This is a genomic window from Lewinella sp. (genome assembly GCF_050633125.1).
GTDB lineage: Bacteria > Bacteroidota > Bacteroidia > Chitinophagales > Saprospiraceae > Lewinella.
The window spans coordinates 21,715-46,006 of record NZ_JBOEFX010000138.1 but is presented as its reverse complement, the minus strand read 5'-3'; the positions used below and the strand labels follow the sequence as shown (position 1 = coordinate 46,006).

Sequence of the window (24,292 nt, the reverse complement as noted above, 5' to 3'; positions counted from 1 at the left end):
TATGAAAATTGAATCCAAAAACAAGAACCCCGGAAGTCATAATCAATTGAATATCTTTGACTTATAACCGGACACTACTGATGAAAAACAATATTTTAGTCCTTGGCGGAACAGGAAAAACTGGCCGTAAAGTCGTGGAACAATTAACCAATCGCGGCCAGAAAGTCAGAGTAGGCTCTCGGAATGCCACCCCATCTTTTGACTGGAACGTACCAGCCAACTGGCCAGCTGCATTCCAAGGTATAGATAAAATTTATATTACTTTCCAGCCCGACCTCGCTGTACCAGGAGCACTGGAAGCTATAGAATTACTAACAAAAGAGGCCCACAAAGCAGGCATCAAAAAATTAGTATTGCTGTCTGGAAAAGGAGAACGAGAAGCAGAACTATGTGAGCAAGTCGTTATTCATAGTGGCATTGACTATACCATAGTTCGGGCAAGCTGGTTCAATCAAAATTTTAGCGAAAGCTTCTTTTTAGACCCTATTCTGGCAGGTCACGTAGCATTACCACAAGCACAAGCCAAAGTCCCTTATGTGGATACTGATGATATTGCTGCTGTTGTAGTAGAAACACTATTGGATGACCAGCACAATGGTGAAATTTACGAATTAACAGGACCAAGGTTATTGACCTTTGAAGACGTCATTCAGGAAATCAATAAAGCAACGGAAAGAAACATTGTATTTACGCCCATTTCGTTGGATGCATATTCAAAGATGCTAAAGGAATTCCAACTACCTGCCGATTACGTATGGCTCATTACTTATCTCTTCACGGAGGTCATTGGTAACGAAAAAAACTCCCTGGTAACACACGATATTGAAAAAGTACTGGGCAGAAAGGCCAAGGATTTTTCAACTTATGTACAAGAAACTGCTGCCACAGGCGTATGGTCTTCAATTCCCAAAAACCAGCGTGCTTAAGTGTAAATTAAAAGAGGCTCTCGGAGCAGGTTGCTGAATAAACTTATTGGCCTGTTCCGAGCGCCTCTTCTTTTAAAGCAAAAGTATTTTTTACCCTTTGCGACGTAATGCTTCGCGGTACATTGTCTCGTACTGGCGTGCGCTCTGGAGCCAGCCAAAATCCTGTGTCATTGCTCTTTGGATCATCGCATCAAGATGTATTTTGCGATCATAAAAAGTACTTACCGCCCAACCAATAACATCAACAATTGCGCTAGGCGTATTGTCAGTATATTTGAAACCGGTCCCTTCGCCTGTTTGCTCATTGTATTGAACAACGGTATCTGCCAAACCACCAGTAGCCCTAACGATCGGTAAGGTGCCGTATTTCAGTGAGTACATTTGGTTGAGGCCACAGGGCTCAAAACGAGAAGGCATGGCAAAGAAGTCAGAACCTGCCTCAATGAGATGTGCCTTGGGGTTATCGTAACCAATCAGGGTCCCGATCCGGCCAGGGTACTGTGCAGGCAGCTGCATGTAGGCTGTTTCGAGTTGCTTGTCTCCTGAACCTAATATGATGAACTGGACCTTCATACGATTAACGGCTCCGTGGATGGCACCGTACAATAGATCAAGTCCTTTTTGATCAGCGAAGCGGCTCACTACGCCTACCAAGGGAATATCGGGATTAACCTCTAAGCCAAACATTTCTTGCAAAGCGCGCTTACACTCTGCTTTACCCGCCATGTCTTCGGGCGAATAATTTGCAGGAAGATACTTATCGGTAGCGGGGTTCCAGTCTGCGTAATCGACGCCATTTAGAATACCCACATAAGCATCACCTTTCGCATTGAGCTGGTTGTTCATCCCCATGCCCAACTCAGAACTTTTGGTTTCAAAGGCATAGGTAGGGCTCACCGTATTGACCATATCTGCGAAAGCTATCCCGCCTTTGAGATAGTTTATCCGGTCGTGATCTTCGTATTTATCGGAAGTAAAGTTTTCCCATCCCAAGCCAATGTAAGGCCAACGGGTTTTAGGGAAATTACCTTGGTATTGAATATTATGGATTGTAAATATCCCAGCTGCCCTACTCAGAATGGGTTCATTACGGAACCAGGTTTTTAGATACCCAGGTGCTAGCGCCGTTTGCCAGTCATGGCTATGCACAATATCTGTTGGCCACTGCTGGTCGATACACAATTGTAGCGCTGCTCTTGTAAAGAAAGCGTAGCGCTCAGGGTTGTCATTAAAATCGCGGTTATTAGCATCATTGTAAATGCCATCACGCTCATAAAATTTCCAATTTTCAATAAAATAGACAGGAATATCTCCTTCAATATAAGCTACATCTACCGCACACCATTCCTGCACACCGCCGCCCATCCAGACGCCCATAGATTCCTGAAAGCGCTCCATGCCAAATTTAGCAGCATCAATTTTGCTGTATTTAGGCAAAATGATGCGTACCTGATGCCCTAAATCCTGAAGGGCCTTTGGTAGAGCTCCAACGACATCCGCCAAACCACCTGTTTTCACAAACGGAACGCCTTCTGAGGCAAGAAAAACAATATTAAGAGGTGCAGACATGGATAGAAATTATGTAGTATGAATGATAAGGAAGGGTCTAAAAACATATTTGGGGCTTGTTCCTAATGCACATCTAAGTGCTTTACGAAACTGTTCCAAACAAGCTCTAAAATATTGTTTTTTAGTGAAACACAATTGTTTTATTACCAAAAGGCAAAATTTTATGTTCCAGCTGTGCTCTAATCGCCTGAGAGAGTACTCTCTTCTCTATGTCTTTGCCTTTGCGCACCAACTCTCTCGGGTCGTCGCGGTGGCTGACATGGGTGACGTCCTGGGCGATGATTGGGCCCTCATCCAGGTCAGGAGTTACGTAATGACTGGTTGCACCAATGATCTTCACACCACGCTCATAGGCAGAATGATAAGGGCGTGCTCCCTTAAATGCCGGTAAAAACGAGTGGTGAATATTGATGATCCGGTTTGGGAAACTGCCACAAAAATCATCTGACAGAATCTGCATGTAACGTGCCAATACAATAAAATCAACATTAAGCTCTTTGATCAGCTCTTTTTCTAGTGCCTCCTGCTCCGCTTTATTGGCTTTGTTGATAGGAAAAACCTTGAAGTCAATACCAAACCGCTCTGCGATAGGACCCAGTGCTTCATGATTGGAGATCACTACCGGTATCTCCACATCCCACTCCCCAGAGGAGTAGCGCTGCAAAATATCATAGAAACAGTGTGAAGCCTTTGATACGAAAATCGCCATCCTGGGCTTCCGATCGGTAAAATGAAGCTGCCAAGACATGCCGAATTTATTACCTACTAGTGTGGCAAAATAATCTTCAATTTTATCAGCACTGATTCCAAAACCTGTCAACTCCCATTCAACGCGCATGAAGAAATGCCCTAAATTAGGATCGACGTGTTGCTCCAACGATATAACATTACCATCGTTATTGTGCAAAAAATCGGTTATAGCTGCTACTATTCCTTTTTGGTCAGGACAATGAATCAGCAATACTGCGGTCGCCTGTATCATATTTAAGATCTTGTTTGAGGGTGCAAAAGTACAATAGTCTGACAGCATAATTGCCTTTGTACTAATCATTTTGTAATTTGAAACTTCGTTCTGTATTTTTATGACCAATAACCCTCTAACATGCGTAAATCATCTCTCTTTATCCTTGGATTCTTTCTTTTCTTCCTTACGTCTCTTATTGCACTTGTTATAGCCTCTAATCGTTACGATGGCTGGGCACAGGTGAGGATAAGTTCGTTTTATGTTCCCAATGAAGCGGCTATTGCCGAATTGTCCAACCAAGATTGGGGAATCCCCTCACCCCAAGATTTTGCTCCTCTACCAGATTACTTACAGCAAAGTCTCACCTGGTTATCTGAAGCCCAAGCTGCTGATGGTGGATGAGGTGCTGGTTTGCATAGTCGGCAAAACATCCGCGACCCTCAGCAAGTAACGACCGATCCGGCAACGACCGCCTTGGTTGCGATGGCTTTTCTGCGATCAGGTACCACCTTACAGCAAGGTGCTTACCGCCCTACCCTGGCCAACGCTACAGAATATTTGATTTCTGCAACCGAGGCCGCTGATCATCAGGCTTTCAACATTACGGAACGCACAGGTACCCAACCGCAAATAAAGCTTGGTGCTAATGTAGATGTAGCCCTGGCGGCACAGTTTTTTGCAAGACTGACGCCCTACCTTAATCATGATCCGATGACCTACCAGCGAGTAACAGCGGCACTAGACCGATGCATCGCCATGCTGGAAGCCTCTCAAGAAACTGACGGTAGTTGGAACAACCGAGGCTGGGCCACCGTCCTCAATTCCGCAATGGGCAACAATGCACTGGAACTCGCCGAGCGCGTAGGCAGGCCCGTTAACCGCGATGCCATGCAACGGTCGCAGCAATACCAGCGTAGCAATGTTTTTGCTGACGGAAGCGTGAGTACAGAAAGTTCTGCGGGTATACCTCTTTACGCCTTGTGCAGTACACAAAGAGCCACAGCATCTTCGGCAAACACTACCCGCCAGGCACTCAGCGAAATGAACCAAACGACAGACACCCTATCTACCCAGCTTGCAGTAGAAGCTCTGCGCCAACAAGGCATTGACGAAGAAGAAGCAGTAACAATGGCTGCCGATTATGTAGCCAACGTGCAAGCCGCCCGCCAAGTTCTACGGGATGATGTTCAACGCGGTTTCGGTAACAATGGTGGGGAGGAATTCCTCAGCCACATGCTTACCTCAGAATCGTTAGCCGCAATGGGTGGCGCCGAATGGGAAGCCTGGTACAGCCGGATGAACGAATTGTACAGCAATATCCAAAACGGAAATGCTTCCTGGAGCGGGCATCACTGCATCACCAGCCCTGTTTTCTGCACCGCTGCCGTGGTGATGGCCATGACAGCTGACCGGGAGCCACGGGCCTTGATGGCTTTGGGAAGTTGAGGTTATACTAAAATTTCATACGACCAGGTAATGTCTACCGACTTTTCCAGCATCATAGAAACGGAGCATAATTTCTCCATGCTGAGGCGGCACGCACGCTCCGCCTTTTTCTCATCAAGACCACCAAAGAGTTTGTAGTGAACATGGATGGCTTTGAAGACCTTGGGGACAGTATCCACACGTTCACCATTAAGTTCAATCTTGATATCACGCAAGGGCTGGCGCTGCTTATTGAGTAAGTAGATAATATCGATACTGCTACAGCTACCTAGCGCGGCCAGCACCATCTGCATGGGGCGCATCGCAAGGTTGTGGCCACCAATTTCAGGAGATCCATCCGTATGTACGGTGAGGCCATCTTCATTGCTCGCCTGCATATGGAAGGCATCATCTAATCTTTCTAAGGTAACTTTCATACTTGTCTATTTTATTTAGCCAAACACCAAAGGACTAATTTAAGTTGATTATTGGATTTCCAGGATTTTAGTAAAAAAAGAATTAATTCCTACTAGATTAGTTGACTTTTACATTCTACTCCTTTACATTTGCATTCTAATCGGATTTCTCCGGATTTCTGATTTTATACCGAAGGGTTGAGAGATCGGGCTCAATGAAACCCTGGCAACCTTGCTTCCCCTGAAGCAAAAGGTGCCAATCCCGCCGCCTCAGCATATTGCTGAGGGGAAATATAAAATCGGGATATAATGAATCATTTTTCGGCCTCAGCGCCACTTCCAATTTTCTCTTTCCGTTCCATTGTCGAACAGCCTGCTATGGTAGCTTGCTGTTGTTGTTGCTGTTAATTCCATCCTGCGTATACAGGAGGGCTTTAGTTGTTTACCCCAAGGGGTAATTGCTGCTATCGTCTTCTCTATGCAGAACAGGCTATTGCTATTAATTACCCACAAAAACAATAAATGATGTCCAATCTTAGATTTGAAACTTTGCAATTACACGCTGGCCAAGAAGAAGTAGAAGGTACTACTCGCTCTAGAGCGGTGCCTATTTACCAGACGACCAGCTATACCTTTAAGGATTCTGAACACGGTGCCAATCTCTTTGCGCTCAAGGAATTTGGCAACATCTACACCCGCATCATGAACCCTACCACCGATGTCTTTGAGAAGCGAGTAGCAGCGCTGGAAGGCGGTGTTGCTGCGGTGGCTGTTGGTTCGGGGCAAGCTGCACAGTTTATTGCATTGACCAATATTCTCCAGGCAGGCGACAACTTCGTTTCTTCGGCCAACCTTTATGGCGGCACGTATAATCAATTCAAGGTAGCTTTCAAACGCTTAGGCATAGAAGCGCGGTTTACAAAGGGAGAGAACCCTTCTGATTACGAACGCCTGATCGACGAAAATACCAAAGCTATTTATTTCGAAAGCATCAGTAACCCCCGCTTCAGCGTCCCGGATTTCGCAGGCATCATTGAAGTTGCCCAGCAGCACGATTTGCCTGTAGTCGTTGACAATACTTTTGGTGCGGGCGGCTACCTCTGCCAACCTTTAAAGCATGGTGCCAACGTGGTTGTAGAATCAGCAACTAAATGGATCGGCGGGCATGGCACCAGTATTGGTGGCATCATTGTCGATGGAGGTAACTACAACTGGGGCAATGGTAAATTCCCTCAATTCAGTGAACCTTCTGAAGGTTACCACGGCTTGGTATTTTCTGATGTCTTTGGTGTAGATGGGCCTTTTGGCAATATTGCTTTTGCGATTCGTGCCAGAGTAGAAGGTCTACGTGATTTTGGCCCAGCCCTTAGTCCTTTCAATTCCTTTTTGCTTTTGCAAGGATTGGAAACATTGAGCTTGCGCGTACAACGCACAACCGACAATGCGCTAGCCCTAGCAACCTGGCTCGAACAGCATCCACAGGTAGAGCAGGTCAATTACCCGGGGCTACCCTCCCACCCCAATCACAAAAATGCGCAAAACTTTTTGCAGAATGGTTTTGGTGGGGTTCTGAGTTTCACCCTCAAGGGCAACCAGCAGCAATCAACTCAGCTGGTTGATAGTCTTCAACTGGTTAGTCACCTTGCTAATGTCGGGGATGCCAAAACACTGATTATTCAGCCAGCAGCAACCACTCATCAGCAGTTGTCAGCAGAAGCTCAGATCCAGGCGGGCGTATTGCCCAACTTGTTGCGTGTAAGCGTAGGTATTGAGCACATTGATGATATCAAGGCCGATTTTACGCAGGCTTTTGCCAAAATTGGAACGCCTGTAACGGTATAAGTTTATAGAATGGCATAAGGGGCTCAATGGCAAGGAGAAAGAATCCCCCTTTTTTAACTCCAACTTGGGCTGCCTTATGTCCTTCTATCATTCATGGTTTCCTGATCACTTTCAACTCTTTCCTCTATGCGGTATTTGCATTTCGATCAACCTTTCACTTTAGAGTCTGGCGAGCAGCTTCCTCGGATCACGATGGCGTACCAAACATTTGGAACCCTTCATCCCGCCAAAGACAACGTGGTATGGGTTTGCCATGCACTCACCGGAAATACCAATCCGGTAGAATGGTGGCCTGGACTAGTTGGTAAAGGGGAGACTATTGATCCTGATCGGCATTTTATCGTTTGTGCCAATATTTTGGGTTCCTGCTACGGCAGCACAGGGCCTGATGATTGGCGCCCTGACACCACTACTCCTTATGGTTTGGATTTCCCCAGAATAACAACCAGAGATTTAGCCAAAGCGCATGAATTGCTCGCTATACATTTGGAAATTGATCAAATACAACTAGGGATTGGCGGTTCACTAGGAGGACAACAATTGGTAGAATGGGCCGTATTGTTTCCCCATCGGTTTCGGCACCTGTGCTTACTGGCTACCAATGCCCGCCACTCTCCCTGGGGCATAGCCTTTAATGAAGCGCAAAGAATGGCCATGCAAGCTGATGCAAGTTTTGGCGACGGCACCAAGGAAGGAGGCCGCAAAGGCCTGGCCACCGCTCGTGCCATTGCGATGCTTTCTTATCGGCATTATCAAACCTATGACAACAGCCAGGCAGAAACAGATGATAATAAAACAGATAATTTCCGCGCCAGCAGTTACCAGCAATACCAAGGCGAAAAATTCTGGCGCAGGTTCAGTCCTCAATCTTATTGGGTACTCAGTAAAGCCATGGATGCGCATAATGTAGGACGTGGACGCGGCAATATTGCTAAAGCCTTAGAGAGCGTCACCGCAAAAACACTGGTCATTGGTATTGATAGTGACCTGCTTTTTCCTGTCACGGAACAATCTGAACTAGCAGAACACATTCCTGATGCACGTTTTGAAGTCATTAACAGTGATTTTGGTCATGATGGCTTTTTGACCGAAACCAAGGCCATCAGTAACTTGTTATATGACTTTATGCAAGGTGCCTTAACCGGAAGAACCGCTTCGCCAAGGTTGCGAAAAAACGTAGCCTTCAAACAGAACCTCGTTCTTCCTGGCAGCGAGAGTTTCTAAGCATTTTTAATAAAAATTTCCTTCAAAAAACCATAACAAATGTCTTTACGATTAGGGGACGATGCTCCCAACTTCAAAGCAGCAACCACCCAAGGAGAGATAGATTTCTACGATTGGGCTGGCGACAACTGGGTTGTTTTTTATTCTCACCCAGCAGATTTCACGCCTGTTTGTACAACCGAACTAGGGCGTACGGCGGCACTTAAAGAAGAATTTGCAAAACGAGGCGTAAAGCCCATCGCGCTCAGTGTTGATCCATTAACCGATCACCACGAGTGGATCAAGGATATTGAAGAAACACAGGAAGTGAAGATGAACTTCCCTGTTATCGCTGATCATGACCGTAAAGTTGCAGAACTCTACGATATGATCCACCCCAATGCGACGACCAAAGTGACCGTGCGCTCCGTATTTGTGATTGACCCCGACAAGAAGGTTCGTCTTACCCTGACCTACCCTCCTAGTACTGGCCGCAATTTCCATGAGATCCTACGTGTTATTGATTCCTTGCAGTTAACGGATAACTACAGTGTAGCTACCCCTGTCGACTGGGAACACGGGCAAGATGTAGTGATCTCACCTAGCATTGCTGATGCTGATATTCCTGCGAAATTTCCCAAAGGGCATACTAAGATCAAGCCTTACCTACGGACTACGCCACAACCTAATATTGATTAATTAGCTCTAATCTGACCGTCGATGGCAGCATTAAACGGTCATTTTACCGCAAAAGCAATACTTCAAGCCCCTGCTACAGAACAGCGGGGGCTTCTTTTTTTAACACTTATACCTATCTTCGAGCCGGAAACATAGCAGGCAAACCAACTAATTATTTTCAAGCCTGACCTCTAATTAATATCAATACGATTTTATGCGGTATTACCTATTTCTACTTTTGACCCTAGGGTTGGTCAATTATAGTACGGCTCAACAGAGCGATAAAGCACCGGAGTTTTCATTCAATGAATACGATATCCGGACTCAAATGGAATTTCTTGCGAGTGATGCACTCGAAGGTCGTCGTACCGCTAGTCGCGGAAACGATATGGCAGCAGAGTACATTGCTGCCCACTTGCGCGCCTATGGTTACGCGCCTCCTGCAGGTATGAGCGACCATTTTCAGCGCATCCCTTTTGCGGCAACCCAACCTCCTGTCTCTTCTTCTATGACGGTAAATGGGGCTAGTCTACAGGCTGGAAGTGATTTCATCATTCTTTCGGGCCCGGCTGTAACGGCTAAAGCCAAAGGTATTTTTGCCGGCCACGGCTGGGTAGATGCCGAAACGAGCCATGATGACTATGCTGGCTTGGATGTGGAAGGAAAAGTCGTTTTTGTCTTGCCTGGCCCTCCGGGAGCAAAAGACCCTGGTAGTATTGTTGGCGCCATGAGTGCAAAGCGTAAACTAGCGGAAGAGCGTGGAGCAATAGCATTGGTAGAACTCTACCAATTGCCTTTCCCTTGGGAAATGTTTGCGGGTTACTTCGGCGGAGAATCGCTACAAGTAATGGAAGAAGAGGAAGAAGAGAGCACCATCACCTACGCTTGGTTGAACAAGGTGGATGCGCTTTCCTTTACGGATATTCAGACAGCCAAAAAGCTGAAAGTTCAGTTGAGTTCAACTGGATTTATTCGTAATAAAGTTCAATCACAAAATGTCGTTGGTGTTTTGGAAGGTACTGATCCTGAACTCAAGGACGAGTACCTCTTGATCACTGCACACTATGACCATGTTGGTGTAGGTAAGCAAGGTGGGCAATACACTGAAACAGATAGCATTTTTAACGGTGCTCGCGACAATGCCTTTGGTACTATCGCTTTGCTCAATACTGCCCGGGCATTGGCAGAAATGCGTCCTAAGCGCTCCATCATTGTTCTAGCTGTAACCGGCGAAGAAATTGGCCTATTAGGTAGCGCATATTACGCTGATCATCCGCTGATTCCGTTAGATAAGGTGATCTTCAACTTCAATACCGATGGCGCTGGATACAGTGATACCGGAGCCGTATCCATCTTTGGTTGGAACCGCACAGGAACCAACGAGATGCTCGAAGCCGGAGTAGCACCTTTCAATTTAAAGATCATCGGAGACCCTGCACCAGAGCAAGGCTTATTCGATCGTTCTGATAATGTTTCTTTTGCCCGTAAGGGAATTCCTGCATTAACCTTCAGCCCTGGATTTTCAGAGTTTGACGCAGAGATTCTAGAACACTACCACCAGGTAAGTGACGAGGCATCAAGCATAGATTACGCTTACCTAAAGGTTTACTGTCAGGCTTTTGCCCACAGCTGTCGGGTTATTGCCAACAGTTCTAAACTCCCCGTTTGGGCCGAAGGTGACAAATACGAAGAAGCTGGAAAGGAACTGTACAAGAAGGATTAAAAGTTTCTTTTAAGAAAAACGCGCTGTCCGGGAAATCCTGGACAGCGCGTTTTTTTTTTAAACAAAGGGTGATCCCTCCTATTGGCAAATCATCGAAGTGCTATTGTTTATATCACCACGCTTAACACCTACGACTGAAACATTTAGTGACTCTGTGAGGCTAGGTATTTCAATAAGGTTATCACACCCTGGCGCATTTACCTCATCAAAACCCCAGGAAGGCACGATGAAGGCGGTGTCTATCTGAAGAATGAGTTTACGAATCAAGATCATATCCAATGTCGTGAGCGTGCCAGAACCATTGACATCGCCTGCCCATAGTGCGTAAGGAGTAAGTGGATCGATTCCCAAAACCATTCTCGCAATGAGTACCAAGTCAAAGGTGGAAGTACCATTGAGGTAGGGGCCTTCTTTAAAAAACCGTAAGGTATAATCCGTACCATCAGGTACATTTGTCAGCGCAAAGGTGCCATCCTCTTCACTAAAATCCTGTCGGAGAACCTGATTATTCTGGTCAATTAACTCTACCAATACATTACATACCGGCAAGGCGTTTGGCAATACGATATCGCCACTGATGGTGTTTTGTGCAAAGCCTGCCATTGGAAGAAAAACAGCAAGCAAAAGATATTTATAGTTAGTCATTAGATTAGAAGTTTTTGGATGATAGAATGATTATTCGGATACGCTACACCTTAGTCGCTCCCCGTCCTTCATGGCGGGTACGATCTCTTGCCCTAGAGGACAAAGAACCTTTTAACGATACTCATTTATCGTAATGCCACTAAGGAACAGCACGAAAATAAAACGTGATTTTCTGCGCAATACTAAGTCTTGCGTCCTCTATTTATTCACAGTTATTTGCAGAGTTATTGACATCACCCTTCTTGACACCAATAAAGTTGAAATCCAATAGATCAGCCGTAAGGGTAAAGGGAAATTCGGTAGCGGGGAGTGTATTGCCCTCACTGAAGAAAAACCAGTTCTGCCCAGGAAAATCGGTACTCTGAGCATAGACTACAGACTGGATGATCATAAGATCTGTAATAGAAATATCTCCAGATTCGTCCACGTCCGCAGCAGCAATACTGTAGGGGCTACCAAAAGGCTGCACATCCAACATATGCTTAGAGATCAACACCAAGTCGAATGTAGAGACGCCATTTAAGGCTGCACCATCTTCTTTGTCCAGGCGGAGCGAGTAATCGACACCGCTGTCCAAACCAGAAAAAGCATACTGACCATCACAATCTACCGATTGAGAGCTGATAACACTTCCGTCAGCAGCTAGCAAATCAATAGTAAGGCTACCAATCGCTTCCCCGTTAGAGGCTTCAACGGTACCAGCCACGGTAAAGGGTTGAGCAAAGCTTGCAACCGAAAGCAACAAAGGAACTACAAACAAGATATATCGTAACATGAATTTATTTTTTGTGGGATTAAAGTAAGTTTCAGAGAGAGCGCCAAACGTAATCTGGAATTAGAACTTAACGACCTTTTCGTAAAGGCTTCCTTCCGCGGTTTGCAATTGGAGGTAGTATACTCCAGCTGGGTAGCTACTCAAGTCCAATTCGTTGTTATCTATTTTCTGCGAAAGCAAGCGTTTGCCATTAACATCGGTCAGGCGGATACTTTCAACAGCTACGTTCCCGCTTTTAATTTTCAAGGGGCCGGTTGTTGGGTTAGGCAGTACACTTATGTCATTTGCCCAAATCGGTGTATCGGTATCTGTAACACCTTCTACCAATGTGACCGTCTGTTTCGGAGCCGTAGGCAACTGTTGTTCACTAAAGTTGATCAAAGTCACGTCTTCTATAACGATAGGAACCATCACGTCGACCAAGCCACGGAGGATGACGTCTTCCATGATGATGATCAACTCGCCAATGGTGCCTTCTCCACTCATCTCTTGGCCATCCGTCCGAACCATCGCCACTTCTACCCTACCCTGGGCGGGGTAATCGTGGTACATCAGCAGTAGGTTGTCATTTTCAACACCCATCCATCCATCAGCATTGATTTGCAGGGAACCAGGGGTTATCATTTCCGCTGGGTAACGAATGGTAAACGCTATACCATAAGCATCATTTATCGCCTCGTCGGGAACACCCAAAATGATGGGTAACCTTGCTGTGGCACCCGCTTGTACGGTATCAGCTTGTACAAAGAAAGGTGAGCCTGTAAAGAAGTCTTCCGGGGTACCCGGAGCAAAGTTTTCCGCTTCCAAGCCCCAATTCAATGACAATGCCAAAGTATCAAGTCCGTTTACTATACCATCACCATTGGTATCAGCATGCCGGTAATTGACCTCAGAAGCAGGTGTTTGCGCTGCCCAGCCTTCTGCATATTGGGCCAACCACTGTAAAGACGGGTTATTACGTACTGCTCCTTCGCTACCAAAACCTAAACCTATAGGCAGTAAATCAAGGTTATTGGCTACGCCATCGTCGTTCGTATCGCCAGGCCATACCAAGCCGTCAGCACTAATGGTAATTTCTCCATTGACCGCAACAAAAGGCAACAGCATATTGTCACGAATAAACTCGATAGCGGTAGGTTGTCCAGAGAAAATCACGCCAGCTGGGCCTTCTGTAGCTTGGGCCGTAAAGCACAATTCAAAAAGTGGTGTTCCTTCCGGCAAGCTTACCGATTCGGCTACATTGCCAATCCAGGATAAACTCAGCGTACCATTTTCTGCAAGAACATTGAAATTACTTTCTTGCAACCATGGCAAATTGTCCAGGATCACTAGCTCATCAAAAATCAGGCGATTAACATCCCAATTAATGCTAAACTGCATCCCAACAATCTGTGAAAATTCAACCGCTTCTACCGGTACACAGACAGTAGCTCCCGGCTCTACACCAGCGCTGGCAATTCGTAGACTGGCTAGCTCAGGTGCTTCTCCATCAATGGTAATCGTACCAGCTTCTGTCTGTATAATCGGGTTTTCATAATTGGCATCAACGGCTTCCACAGGTAGCACTACCGTAGAAAAATCAATAGGGTAAGTACCTGCCCCGCCAATTGCTGTAAAGCACACTTCTGCAAGTACAGCCTCATTGCCAAGGCTAACTCCTGTGACATTTGTATTGCTCCAGAGCATCCGCAAGCGGCCTTCTCCTTGTGCTTCTGCCAAACTTCCAAAGCTGGACACCGTTAAATTGGGGAGATTTAGCGATTGTACCCCCGTAAATTGCAGGGCCTCTTCATCCCACGTCAGAGTAAGTTGATGGCCAATTAAGTTTGTAAAATGATTCGCCTTCAGCGGAACACAAAATTGATCGCCGATACTCACATTGGCATCATCTATCTGGAAGGTAAGGTCACCCATCGTGGTAGGATCATTGAGCTGTAGCTGTGCGCCCGTTGTCGTAGCAGAAATAACATCGTTACTGGTGTTGATTACCTCCAGTGGTGTAGGTGAATTGGTAAAGACAACGTTCGTGGTAGCACTCGCTGTACTACTTACCTCTAGGCAAAGTTCAAAGAGTACACTATTGTCCGGAAGGCTCTCGCCATTGATTAAGTCGGGAGACAACCAGGAAACTGTTAACAGGCCATCCTCTACCAGGCTAGTGCCAAAATTACTCGTCGTAAGCCCGTTTAGTAAGAGATTATCAACACCTGTGTAAGTCAGTAAATTTTCGTCCCAACTCAGCGTAAACTGAGTGCCATTGATGGCCGTAAACTGATCAGCACGTACAGAAAGGCAAATATTCTGCCCAACAAACAAGTTACTGGTCGCCGGAGTAAGGAAAAATGCGGGATTATCATCGCTACAATCCACAACCATCCCCTCTATTACTGAAGTACAACCAGAAGCACTCGTAATGGTGACACTGTAGCTGCCATTATCTGGAACGGTAATCGCAGAAAACTGGTCACTCACCTGGGTCTCACCAGTGCTCCAATCAAAGGTATAAGGACCATCAGCATTGTTCCAAATTACCGCAGTGATATCCGCGAAATAAGCTCCATCCACTAAACTACACTCGATGTTATAAGCAAGAATCATCTCCTCACTACTGATCGTATAGCTTTCCGTCGCCGTACAGCCAGAAGCGTTGTTCGTGATGGTTACGGAATATATACCATCATCAAGATCATTAATACTATTGGTGGTAGCTCCGTTTGACCATAAAAAACTATAGTCATCTTCCGATAGCAATACTTCAATACTACCGATTGATTCTCCGCAGTTGTTTCCTGTCACGGTTGCATCTACCGTAAAGGGCGTTGCCAATAGAAAGTTGGTAAAAATAGCAGAACAGCCTGCCCCATCTGTAACGGTAACCGTATAAAAACCGGGGGGTAGGTTGCTTGTCGTTGCTGTTGTTGCACCATTCGACCAAAGGTAAGTAAATGGCCCTGTGCCACTGCCCATGTCAATATTAATGGTCAGTGCACCATCATTGCTACTTTCACACGAAGGGGTGACAGTGGTAAAGTAGCCTTGGATATTACTCAATCCTTGCACTGTTGCAGTACCACTTACACTACAACCCAAAGTGAGGTCTGTCACTGTTAAGCTATAAGTACCAGCAAGTAGGTCAGACAAGTTGGCCGCTGTACTTCCATTACTCCATAAGTAACTATACGTACCAGAACCACCACTAAGACTGCTCGTTACTGCGCCGTCGGGCATGCCTCCACATTCGTCCGCATCTACAGCCAGTGTAAGGTCAAGCTCTGAGTTGGATGACACATAAAAGTCGCCATTGACGGTATTTCCGCTGCCATCTGTTAGGGCCAATTGGTAAACACCACTGTTTAGGCCCGTAATTTCGGCGGTATTGGCATTAAACCCTTCCGGGCTGGTCCATTGGATTAAAAATGGTGCCGTTCCTGAAGGTGCAATATTGATACTCCCCAAGGCAGGGTTGTTACAAGCTTGCCCGTACAAGCACGCACTGGTGAGGCCAGGAAAATTAGCAGGCGAAGCTACCGTAGGGTCAACTACCGCATGGAGGAAATAGTAATTATCTACCAAGACACTTTCTTCTTTGATAATCTCTACAAGGAAATCATCCGGGCTGCTAATACTTAAAGCCGCCGCAGAGGTGGCATCTATCCGCATCCGCAGGCTGTAGAGCACGTCATTGTCCTGGAGCGTTAAGCCATCAAGGCTTGGTTCGACAAATAAAAAATTGAGTTTTCCCTGGTTCAACTGAGCTGGAGCTAAGTTGAAATTCGCAGGCGTAAAAGGAAGCGCAGGATTGTAAAGAATTTCTACAAAACTCAACTCCTGTGGATTCCAGTTTTGTTGGTACTGTAGCGCGATTATGTCTTCGAATTGGCGTACCGTTACATCAATAGTGACGGTATCCCCCGTTTCAGCCTCCGCGGATGAGAGGACTAGTCCAAAACTACAGTTGTTTTCCTGGGCACTTAGTGCCAGAAAACAAAGAGAGTAGGCAAATAGCAATAGAGGTCTTAACATCTTTAATATTTTATGGGATTGCTTGTATTTGAAATAAAAAAACAAAGAAATCGAGCTATTCTCAAGCCGATGATACAAATGTAGTCTCAAGTAGCATTAAAAAACACTACATTTATCTTTGATTATAGAATTAAACAAAGCACACTAAATACATAAAAACCTAAATACCAGTGTTTTATTTAAAATAAATATAGATGAAGAATACGCTTCTTATTCAAGTACTTCAACAATTCTCACCTGTACAAATAAAATCTTGGACTGACTATTGTCAATCATCTTATCATTTGACGAATGTAAATCTACAAAAGCTCAGTCAAGTGCTCCAGTCACACATCAACCAACGTGGTGCTACCTTACTAGACAAACAGGCAACCTGGCAGCAGCTACACCCTGATAGTGTCTATCGGGCAAGTACTATGAATAATTACCTGTCGGATTTACTACAGGCGACTTATGCCTTCTTAGCCCACGATGAACTCCAAAGAAAGGAAGACACTTCGTTTCCACTCCAAATACAAGCCTTACTCGACCTTGGTCTTCCGCTTGTTGCACAACGCATCCTTAAAAAATGGAAAAGTAAATGGGAAGGCCATCCCGAACAGGGGGCTACTGCCCTGAATATCCGCTACCAAATTGCCAGTTTTGAAGACACCATAGAGCTGTTGGCCTCTAAGCGAAAACACACCACTACGCTGCAACGAAAGAGCCAATTACTGGATCAGTACTATACGCTTGAACAATTGGTCAACTATTGCAACATGCTTAGTCGACAGCATATCGTCCAGGGGCAATATGACCTTCCCTACCTGAAGGAGATTTTCAATAAGGTAGAGGCCAGCGACCAGTCCTTACCCTACCAGTCGGCCATTAATATTTATATGGCACTTGCTCGATTATTACAATCTGAGAATGATGATGCCTCCTTCCCTTTTTTAGAAGAGCAGTTGGAAAAATATCCAGACGCGCTCCCTCCCGCAGAAAAACGGACAGTCTACAATTTCCTCCTCAACTACTGTGTCCAACGCATCAATTTGGGAGAAACCCATTATTATCAAAAGGTACTGGCCATTTATCGTAGCCTCTTGGAAGAACAATTGCTGTTACAGGATCAGCGAATTTCTCAATGGACTTATACCAATATCATTACCTCTGGCAGTCGTCTAAAAGCTTGGGAATGGACAGAGAATTTCCTGGAAACCTATCGTGCCTACCTCCCCGCCCAAGATCAGTACAATGCCTATCATTACAACTTGGCGGCACTGCGTTATGAACAAGCTAATTACGACATAGCGCTCCAGGGCCTCCATCAGGTAGAATTTACCGATGCTTTCTATCACTTGGGTGCGAAATCCATTCAGCTAAAAATATATTACCAAAAGGAAGAAACATCCTCCTTTCAAGCCCTGCTTTTCGCTACGCGCCAATTTGTAAGCCGCAATCGCCAATTGAGCAGCCTGAAAAAGAATGCTTACCTCAATTTCCTCAAGCTCATCAAGCAGTTATTTGACTTGCGCTATGAAGCAAAATACTGGAATTTGGAAAAACAACAACACCGCATTCAAAAACTACAAGATCGGCTCAGCAATAAAGCATACACTGCCAATTACAAAGATTGGTTAAGCCAAGAGCAAGAAAAACTACTTGAGAAAACTTCAAGTAACCCTTAACTTAGTCTCCTATCTGATATTGCAAGCCAGTGTTTCCTTCGCACCATCTTTGGTCATCAAAAAGCCGCGTAGTTCGTCACCAACGACCACTGGGCCTACACCAGCGGGCGTACCCGTGTAGATGTAATCCCCCATTTGTAGTTTAAAATACTGTGATACAAAGCAGATAATATCCTGGAAAGAAAACAGCATATCTTTCGAGAAACCATGCTGCACGCGCTCACCATTTTTCTCCAGGTAAAACTCAATATTAGACAACCCTGGCAAAGTATCTAGGCTTACAAAGTCACCAATGACGGCAGAACCATCAAACCCCTTAGCTAATTCCCAGGGTTGCCCTTTGGCTTTGAGTTCCAATTGCAGGTCTCGGGCGGTAAAGTCTATGCCCAAGCCAATTTCCTGGATATAATCAAGCGCAAACTCAGGTTGAACGTGGCGCCCATTCTTCCCTATCTTCAAGACGATTTCTGCCTCGTAGTGCAAATCTTTTGTGAACTCAGGAAAATAAAAAGGCTTGCGGTTGATCAAAAGCGCCGAAGCAGGTTTCATAAATACCACAGGCTGTGCAGGAATCGGATTATTTAATTCCTTAGCATGCGCGGCGTAATTGCGACCAATACAGATTATCTTCATTTTTACAGGAATTTTTTCATACGTAAATGGATAGTAAACCCATCTCCGCTCAAGATAGACAATTCAGCTCCTAATCGCTGAGCTCGCATTCTGAGGTTGGCTAACCCTTGGCCTTTCTTGCCCTTTTTAGTTGTGTTCTCTCCATCTCCTACCCCATCATCCTTGATGAGCAATTCAAAATGATTACCACGGTTCCCCATCCATATATCAACATGCGTAGCTTGGGCATGCTTCGCTACATTATTGATAGCTTCTTTGTAGATAAAGTAAATATTTTGGCGAATATTAGCAGGAATTGGGCCGTCGGTCTCCATTTGGTGCGTCTCCAAGTGATAACGAATTTCAATGGGTAAAAGCACTTCGTCTGCGTGTTCCTCCATTCTGTTGATCAATTCCCTTAGTCGATCTCGGCGGGAATCGATTGACCAAATCACATCGCTCATTTTTGACATGGCACGCTGGCTGGCTTGTCGGATATTTTGCAACTTCAAATCCAGTGTTGGCTCGCTGATTTGCGACCTCAGCAATTCTGACTGTAAGGAAATACCAGCCAACAAGCCGCTAACTTCATCATGAAGGTCGCTGGCAAGCTGTGTTCTTAACCTTTCCATGCGTAATTTTTCCTCTAGGCGATAACGTAAAACACCATAGACCAAAGCTGCAAGAAACAATGCCAGCACCATTAAAAACCAAGTTCTCTTATAGAAAACTTCTTCCACTGACATATTGAGCACCAGCGATTTATTGCCCCAGTTCCCATTAGGGTCAGCGCCTTGTACATAAATTTTATAAGTGCCTGACTTTATATCATTATACCTCAAACTTCGATCACCTTTGAGATAAATCCACTCCTGGTCTGGATCATCGCCTATACGGTAACGAAACTGATTATTGGCTGTAGGCGTATAAATCGGCAAAGCAAAATCGAAGCTGAAATAGGAAAAGTGAGGTTCGATAACAATCGAAGGATTCTCCAAAAGGTTTGCCGATACGATGATGGTAGAGTCCAGCTTACTATTATAATGAGAAAAGCTGGTCAGCAGTACCTGTGGAATATCTCTACTCACTAGCAGCTCATCCTCCTTAAATGCGTTTATACCATTTACTCCACCAAAATAATAATGACCATCTTCTGCCTTTAAAGCAGAAAAACGATTGAACTCATTGTGGCTTAAGCCATCGATCTGAAAAAAGCTGCGGGAATCATCTCGATCTGGTGTAAAATAGGACAATCCGTTATAGGTACTTATCCATAAAGCCCCAGGGCCGCCTGGCAAAATACAGGCTATCGTATTAGAAGCCAAGCCATCTTTTGTCGTATATGATTCCCAATGGCCTGTTGCTTGATCATAAGAAGAAAGGCCATTGAGTGTACCTATCCAAAGCGTATTATCCCTGTCCAAAAACAGTGAGAAAATAATATTATCTGCCAATTTCACAGATACTGCATCAGGGGCATTGGTATCACTTCCACGAATAAACCGCTGCCAGCTGCGATCATTTCTATTTACTACAAACAAGCCTTGCTCGGTACCCACCCAAATCGTCTCCGCATCAATCAATATGTACCTAATATGAGTTGCCGAAAAAGGATTTTCTCCCTGGTTATCGACAAAGCGTTTAAACACCTGCTCTTCCTTATTGAAGAAAACCAAAGCTCCTCGGTTTTCATTTGATCGCGCGCCAAGAATAAAGTTGTCGTTGTCTATTTGGGCGTATGCAGTAAAGGCATCAGGATATTCAAAAATCCGGTTATTACAATTCTCCAAATCATATTGATGCAGGTAACCAATTTTTCGATCAGTTCCATCACCTGTAACACCCCATAAATAACCTGCAGGATCGTACCAAATACCCTGACAGTTATTGTAATCGAGGAAATTACCATACTTATCATGTAAACGTATCGTATCAATCAGGTCCGTAGAAGAATCAAGCCTATACCAGGCTAATACCTCCCTGGAAAAATAAATACTCCCTTCGTCATCAGCACAAATTCCACGCATGGAGTATCCCCGCTGGTCTTCTCCAATACGCTGACTTATATAACGTTGCAATCGTGTGGTGGTATTCTGCACCACTTTCAAACCTGTATCAGTGCCTATAAAAATGGTGCGAAAGAAATCTTTACTATGAAGACTCAATATATAATTACCTACTTCAAGTAAATGGCTAAAATCAAAAATTCCCCCCTCTTTACTCAGGCAAAAAAGTTGCGTACTAAAAGGGAAATTACCATTAATGTCTGCTTGCGAAAAGATCAAATTACCACTATTATCCTCCCAAACATCACCATAGTCATGGTCCACGGAAATACCACTGTAAAGTTGCAGACTATCCGCTTCTCCCTTGAGATTAAACAAACCTGGTATATTTCTGAAAGCCAACCAAATTTTTCGGTTCTGATCCTCATAGAGAATCGTTAAGTCTTTTGTATTTAGTGATTGCCCAGTTATTGTTTGATCGTTATACTTTACCTCCTTGGTATCTGGTCGCCAAGTCCGTAAACCATGTTCTTCGTCATACAAGACAACTTTCCCGTGGCTATCCACGAGAATATCTATAAGCGGATATTGTCGATCCCAATGTTCAGACAATCGGCAAACCTCTGTGAACGACTGTAAATCGTAGTCATAGACAGATACTGCTGTAAAATTATCTGATTTAGAAACGACAAAAACATTGCCTGCTCCGTCAACAAAAAAGTTCCTGGCCTGCCCTTCAATTTGCAGTGTCACTTCCACTTTCTTTACCTCGAAACTCTTAGGGTCGAAAATATCAAATGACGAATAAAGGTCTTCGAAAAAAACGAGTAACCGATTATCCGGAGACTGGGCGATGTCCTTTATATTTGACTGTGAAAGGCGGTTTATCTGTGGTATCTTCTGGCTATTAGAGAAGGTAACAAACTCGTACCCATCAAAACGGTTAAGCCCATTTCCGGTAGCGAGCCATATCAAGCCCAATTCATCGACTTCAATATCACTAACCAAACGATTCGAAAGCCCCTCACGGATTGCATAAGCATCAAAAATCAACCCCTGAGCAGAGAGCCCCCAGCTGTTGCTCAAGCACAGAAAAAGACACAAAAGGGCCAGCGGCGTGTCAAAAAAACGTATCCTTGATTTTCTAAATATCACCATCGAGTTTCTTCCGTATTACCTCTGCTTTACTGTTCACTTGCAAGGTTCGGTATATTTTTTTGATATGATCTCTTACGGTTTCCACCGAGATAATAAGTTTGTCAGCAATCATTTTGTAGCTCAATCCGTCCGTCAATAATTCTACAATCTGATGCTGTCGTGGTGTAAGTACAGGGTTAGCAGTAGCGCGATCAGGAGGCGCAAAATGCTGAATCACCTTTCGAGCAATTCCTGGCGACATGTAAGATTCGCCTCTGGAGACCATTGTCACAGCTTCCCGTAAAATAGGTGGGCTGGCTTTCTTTTTTGAGATATAAGCTACTGCGCCAGCACAGAGAGCTTTGAAGATATCATCCGAGCTGTCTTTATTCGTCAGCATGATAATATCCAAATTCGGGCGGCGCTCTTTGAGGTAACGAATCCCTCGTAGGCCGCTCATTCCTGGCAAATTGATATCCAGCAACAAGGTCGTCAACTTGACATTGGGCGTCAAATCCTCCAACGCGTCTTCAAGCGTTTGTGCTTCGAGGGTAATATCAATATCCGGATTACCCGAAAATGTTTCGCGAATGCTTTGCAGCATTAATCCTTCGTCTTCGATAATGCCTAAATGAATCATTGTTCAAGGGTTTCAATGGTGATCAATCAAGATAAGATCGCAGTCATTCTAAGCTCGCCTCTATATAAGAAAAGGAATTGAATTTAAACGTTTCTTATCCTGAATCGATATTGTGCCCCAAATTACGGAAAACTTTAACCGTTTTTTGGTAATGAGAGCGCTGGCAACTATGTTTGTATGTCCTGACCCGGCTAACTCACTGTTAGCGTCACCAAATTAGTAAGTATTATGCTAAATGCAAAAATTGCCGGTATCGGCTACCACGTTCCTGACAATATTATTACCAACGACGACCTGGCAAAAGTCATGGACACCAATGATGAATGGATTAGAGAGCGTACCGGTATCGAAGAACGGCGTTATGCTACCAAACACAAAGAAACAACCACTACCTTGGGGGCTAAAGCCGCCGTACAAGCCCTGGCCGACGCAGGTGTAGATAAAGAGGAAGTAGACTTCATTATTTTTGCGACCCTCAGTCCTGACTATTATTTCCCTGGATGTGGGGTTTTGCTACAACGCGAACTAGGCATCACCAACACCGAAATAGGTGCGCTAGACATACGCAATCAGTGTTCCGGATTTATTTACGGGCTTTCTATTGCTGACCAGTTCATCAAAACCGGCATGTACAAAAACATCCTTCTGGTAGGTGCTGAAATGCATTCTATGGGATTGGATTTCAGTACTCGCGGACGAAATGTGACCGTTATTTTCGGTGATGGTGCTGGCGCCGTGCTGCTGCAACCTACAGAGAATAAAGACCAAGGTATCCTCACCACCAAGCTCCATAGCGATGGCACTTACGCAGAGAAGCTCGCCTTCATCAACCCCGGAGCTCACGGTGGCTATCACCATGAACAAGCTGGAGAAGAGTACGACTACGGCTACCCTGACACAAATCAATACGGGGAGATGTTCATTACTCCTCGTATGCTTGAAACGGGCCAATATTACCCCAACATGGAAGGCCAATTTGTCTTCAAGTTAGCGGTACGAAAGTTCCCAGAAGTTATCCACGAGGCACTTACGGCTGTAGGCCTGAAAACCGATGATATTGATATGCTGGTGCCTCACCAGGCCAATCTTCGTATTGCTCAATTTGTACAAAGAACGCTCAAATTGCAAGACAATCAGGTTTGGAATAACATCCACAAATACGGCAACACCACTGCAGCGTCTATTCCTATCGCATTGGCAGAAGCCGTACAGGCAGGTGACGTAAAAAGAGGAGATCTCGTTTGTCTGGCTGCTTTCGGTAGTGGTTTCACCTGGGGGTCAGCATTGATTAGGTGGTAGATTAAAATCAGAGTTCGGAAGTGGGAAGTGGGAATTACCTAGGAGTATCCAAAGGCATCGGGTAGTGCTGAAAGTGTGTCGGCGCTACCCTGATTCGTATAAATACATTCATGCAGTTACACAAAAACAACACCTACCTAAATCCGGCTTCAAATACCAAGTCCTCCAGAAATTTCGTTTTTAGCATGAACCAAAATTACCTTGTTCATGCGCATCCTTACTTTGAGCTTATTCCTATTGCTATCTATTCCCTCTTTTGCTCAGGGAGACCCTGCCGCGACGGAGGAGCAATACGAATCTTCCTATGAATGGAGAGTGCGCCAGGAACGACTTTTCGGCGTTTACATCCCCAGTGATTTAGGGGAGGTTTTCAATCAGCTCAACCAATTATCAGAAGCATCGGGAAGAGAAAATTTCCAACGACTCAGTGAACAAGGCGCAGCTACCAAGCCTTTTTTCGGGCTAGGCCGATGGATGTCTCATAACTGGGGCTTTTACGGAGGTTCAAGATTGACCGCCTACCTCAATCAACTCAACCTTTACCACCCCGACGATATGACACGCTTTCTATTAGTGATGTACCACCGGCACCTCAATAAAAAGCCCCTTGATCCTCGCCCCGTTGTAGAAGGACTCCTAAACCTGCGTCGGGAGCAAGAACAGCAACAAGTACTGGATAGAGGCGAAGTCATCTACGAGGAAAGCAGAACACTTGACTCCATCCCTGGGGGACAATAAAAAC

At 45.0% G+C, this 24,292-nt stretch carries 19 protein-coding genes and 1 riboswitch; of the genes, 10 read left to right on the top strand and 9 right to left on the bottom strand.

Annotation, left to right across the window (positions count from 1 at the left end; translation table 11 throughout):
• The first annotated feature begins 80 nt into the window (after positions 1–80).
• The gene (locus ACRBG0_RS25310; protein WP_431489624.1) at positions 81–926 is read left to right on the top strand and encodes an NmrA family NAD(P)-binding protein; all 846 of its coding nucleotides are present in this window, start codon (positions 81–83) and stop codon (positions 924–926) included.
• 90 nt (positions 927–1,016) lie between these two features.
• On the opposite strand, the gene glgA is transcribed toward ACRBG0_RS25310, so the two are convergent.
• Together glgA and purU are read right to left on the bottom strand one after the other, a co-directional pair.
• Positions 1,017–2,495: a glycogen synthase GlgA gene (glgA, locus tag ACRBG0_RS25305; RefSeq protein ID WP_431489623.1), complete on the bottom strand. Its 1,479-nt coding sequence runs from the start codon at positions 2,493–2,495 to the stop codon at positions 1,017–1,019.
• Between the two features lie 121 nt (positions 2,496–2,616).
• A complete protein-coding gene (purU, locus tag ACRBG0_RS25300) occupies positions 2,617–3,474 on the bottom strand; it encodes a formyltetrahydrofolate deformylase (RefSeq protein ID WP_431489625.1) in 858 nt (285 codons plus the stop codon).
• 123 nt (positions 3,475–3,597) lie between these two features.
• Between purU and ACRBG0_RS25295 the strand changes: the two genes are divergently transcribed.
• Both ACRBG0_RS25295 and ACRBG0_RS25290 read left to right on the top strand, forming a co-directional pair.
• Positions 3,598–3,861 (top strand): hypothetical protein, encoded by a 264-nt coding sequence (locus tag ACRBG0_RS25295; RefSeq protein ID WP_431489622.1) that lies wholly within the window; start codon positions 3,598–3,600, stop codon positions 3,859–3,861.
• Positions 3,862–3,870: 9 nt separating this feature from the next.
• On the top strand, positions 3,871–4,905 hold the full coding sequence (locus ACRBG0_RS25290) for a hypothetical protein (RefSeq protein ID WP_431489621.1): 1,035 nt from the start codon (positions 3,871–3,873) through the stop codon (positions 4,903–4,905).
• A 2-nt stretch (positions 4,906–4,907) separates the two neighbouring features.
• Here ACRBG0_RS25290 and ACRBG0_RS25285 read toward each other — a convergent pair whose 3' ends face one another.
• Positions 4,908–5,321: an OsmC family protein gene (locus ACRBG0_RS25285; RefSeq protein WP_431489620.1), complete on the bottom strand. Its 414-nt coding sequence runs from the start codon at positions 5,319–5,321 to the stop codon at positions 4,908–4,910.
• Between the two features lie 161 nt (positions 5,322–5,482).
• Positions 5,483–5,600: riboswitch (SAM riboswitch) on the top strand.
• Between the two features lie 222 nt (positions 5,601–5,822).
• Between ACRBG0_RS25285 and ACRBG0_RS25280 the strand changes: the two genes are divergently transcribed.
• From ACRBG0_RS25280 to ACRBG0_RS25265, 4 genes are all read left to right on the top strand, one after another.
• Entirely contained in the window at positions 5,823–7,142 is a 1,320-nt protein-coding gene (locus ACRBG0_RS25280) for an O-acetylhomoserine aminocarboxypropyltransferase/cysteine synthase family protein (protein WP_431489619.1), read from the top strand.
• Between the two features lie 126 nt (positions 7,143–7,268).
• Positions 7,269–8,366: a homoserine O-acetyltransferase MetX gene (gene metX / locus ACRBG0_RS25275; protein WP_431489618.1), complete on the top strand. Its 1,098-nt coding sequence runs from the start codon at positions 7,269–7,271 to the stop codon at positions 8,364–8,366.
• A gap of 39 nt (positions 8,367–8,405) precedes the next feature.
• Positions 8,406–9,044: a peroxiredoxin gene (locus ACRBG0_RS25270; RefSeq protein WP_431489617.1), complete on the top strand. Its 639-nt coding sequence runs from the start codon at positions 8,406–8,408 to the stop codon at positions 9,042–9,044.
• Between the two features lie 193 nt (positions 9,045–9,237).
• Positions 9,238–10,746 (top strand): M28 family peptidase, encoded by a 1,509-nt coding sequence (locus ACRBG0_RS25265; protein WP_431489616.1) that lies wholly within the window; start codon positions 9,238–9,240, stop codon positions 10,744–10,746.
• 78 nt (positions 10,747–10,824) lie between these two features.
• Here the strand turns inward: ACRBG0_RS25265 and ACRBG0_RS25260 are convergent, their stop codons facing one another.
• The 3 genes from ACRBG0_RS25260 to ACRBG0_RS25250 form a co-directional block, all read right to left on the bottom strand.
• Positions 10,825–11,391, bottom strand: coding sequence for a hypothetical protein (locus ACRBG0_RS25260; protein WP_431489615.1), 567 nt, complete (start codon positions 11,389–11,391; stop codon positions 10,825–10,827).
• A gap of 202 nt (positions 11,392–11,593) precedes the next feature.
• Entirely contained in the window at positions 11,594–12,166 is a 573-nt protein-coding gene (locus ACRBG0_RS25255) for a dockerin type I domain-containing protein (protein ID WP_431489614.1), read from the bottom strand.
• Between the two features lie 60 nt (positions 12,167–12,226).
• Positions 12,227–16,189, bottom strand: coding sequence for a cohesin domain-containing protein (locus tag ACRBG0_RS25250; protein ID WP_431489613.1), 3,963 nt, complete (start codon positions 16,187–16,189; stop codon positions 12,227–12,229).
• 194 nt (positions 16,190–16,383) lie between these two features.
• Here ACRBG0_RS25250 and ACRBG0_RS25245 point away from each other — a divergent pair, with 194 nt between their 5' ends.
• On the top strand, positions 16,384–17,856 hold the full coding sequence (locus tag ACRBG0_RS25245) for a hypothetical protein (protein ID WP_431489612.1): 1,473 nt from the start codon (positions 16,384–16,386) through the stop codon (positions 17,854–17,856).
• A gap of 9 nt (positions 17,857–17,865) precedes the next feature.
• On the opposite strand, the gene ACRBG0_RS25240 is transcribed toward ACRBG0_RS25245, so the two are convergent.
• The 3 genes from ACRBG0_RS25240 to ACRBG0_RS25230 are packed head-to-tail and all read right to left on the bottom strand — an operon-like array spanning position 17,866 to position 22,251.
• Positions 17,866–18,489, bottom strand: a complete 624-nt coding sequence (locus tag ACRBG0_RS25240) for a fumarylacetoacetate hydrolase family protein (RefSeq protein WP_431489611.1) — start codon at positions 18,487–18,489, stop codon at positions 17,866–17,868.
• Positions 18,490–18,491: 2 nt separating this feature from the next.
• Positions 18,492–21,632: a two-component regulator propeller domain-containing protein gene (locus ACRBG0_RS25235; protein ID WP_431489610.1), complete on the bottom strand. Its 3,141-nt coding sequence runs from the start codon at positions 21,630–21,632 to the stop codon at positions 18,492–18,494.
• Positions 21,619–22,251, bottom strand: a complete 633-nt coding sequence (locus ACRBG0_RS25230; protein WP_431489609.1) for a response regulator — start codon at positions 22,249–22,251, stop codon at positions 21,619–21,621. The genes ACRBG0_RS25235 and ACRBG0_RS25230 overlap by 14 nt, the downstream gene beginning before the upstream one ends.
• A gap of 228 nt (positions 22,252–22,479) precedes the next feature.
• On the opposite strand from ACRBG0_RS25230, the gene ACRBG0_RS25225 reads away from it, so the two are divergent.
• A complete protein-coding gene (locus ACRBG0_RS25225; protein WP_431489608.1) occupies positions 22,480–23,550 on the top strand; it encodes a 3-oxoacyl-ACP synthase III family protein in 1,071 nt (356 codons plus the stop codon).
• A 207-nt stretch (positions 23,551–23,757) separates the two neighbouring features.
• Positions 23,758–24,288, top strand: a complete 531-nt coding sequence (locus tag ACRBG0_RS25220) for a DUF6794 domain-containing protein (protein ID WP_431489607.1) — start codon at positions 23,758–23,760, stop codon at positions 24,286–24,288.
• Positions 24,289–24,292 lie beyond the last annotated feature (4 nt).

Excerpts from the sequence above, each read along its gene's own strand:
- ACRBG0_RS25295 (WP_431489622.1), top strand. The coding sequence starts at position 3,598 with ATGCGTAAATCATCTCTCTTTATCCTTGGATTCTTTCTTTTCTTCCTT.
- ACRBG0_RS25220 (WP_431489607.1), top strand. The coding sequence starts at position 23,758 with ATGCGCATCCTTACTTTGAGCTTATTCCTATTGCTATCTATTCCCTCT.
- ACRBG0_RS25280 (WP_431489619.1), top strand. The coding sequence starts at position 5,823 with ATGATGTCCAATCTTAGATTTGAAACTTTGCAATTACACGCTGGCCAA.
- ACRBG0_RS25260 (WP_431489615.1), bottom strand. The coding sequence starts at position 11,391 with ATGACTAACTATAAATATCTTTTGCTTGCTGTTTTTCTTCCAATGGCA.
- ACRBG0_RS25310 (WP_431489624.1), top strand. The coding sequence starts at position 81 with ATGAAAAACAATATTTTAGTCCTTGGCGGAACAGGAAAAACTGGCCGT.
- ACRBG0_RS25255 (WP_431489614.1), bottom strand. The coding sequence starts at position 12,166 with ATGTTACGATATATCTTGTTTGTAGTTCCTTTGTTGCTTTCGGTTGCA.
- ACRBG0_RS25225 (WP_431489608.1), top strand. The coding sequence starts at position 22,480 with ATGCTAAATGCAAAAATTGCCGGTATCGGCTACCACGTTCCTGACAAT.
- ACRBG0_RS25250 (WP_431489613.1), bottom strand. The coding sequence starts at position 16,189 with ATGTTAAGACCTCTATTGCTATTTGCCTACTCTCTTTGTTTTCTGGCA.
- ACRBG0_RS25285 (WP_431489620.1), bottom strand. The coding sequence starts at position 5,321 with ATGAAAGTTACCTTAGAAAGATTAGATGATGCCTTCCATATGCAGGCG.
- ACRBG0_RS25265 (WP_431489616.1), top strand. The coding sequence starts at position 9,238 with ATGCGGTATTACCTATTTCTACTTTTGACCCTAGGGTTGGTCAATTAT.
- ACRBG0_RS25240 (WP_431489611.1), bottom strand. The coding sequence starts at position 18,489 with ATGAAGATAATCTGTATTGGTCGCAATTACGCCGCGCATGCTAAGGAA.
- ACRBG0_RS25230 (WP_431489609.1), bottom strand. The coding sequence starts at position 22,251 with ATGATTCATTTAGGCATTATCGAAGACGAAGGATTAATGCTGCAAAGC.
- ACRBG0_RS25245 (WP_431489612.1), top strand. The coding sequence starts at position 16,384 with ATGAAGAATACGCTTCTTATTCAAGTACTTCAACAATTCTCACCTGTA.
- glgA (WP_431489623.1), bottom strand. The coding sequence starts at position 2,495 with ATGTCTGCACCTCTTAATATTGTTTTTCTTGCCTCAGAAGGCGTTCCG.
- ACRBG0_RS25235 (WP_431489610.1), bottom strand. The coding sequence starts at position 21,632 with ATGGTGATATTTAGAAAATCAAGGATACGTTTTTTTGACACGCCGCTG.
- metX (WP_431489618.1), top strand. The coding sequence starts at position 7,269 with ATGCGGTATTTGCATTTCGATCAACCTTTCACTTTAGAGTCTGGCGAG.
- ACRBG0_RS25270 (WP_431489617.1), top strand. The coding sequence starts at position 8,406 with ATGTCTTTACGATTAGGGGACGATGCTCCCAACTTCAAAGCAGCAACC.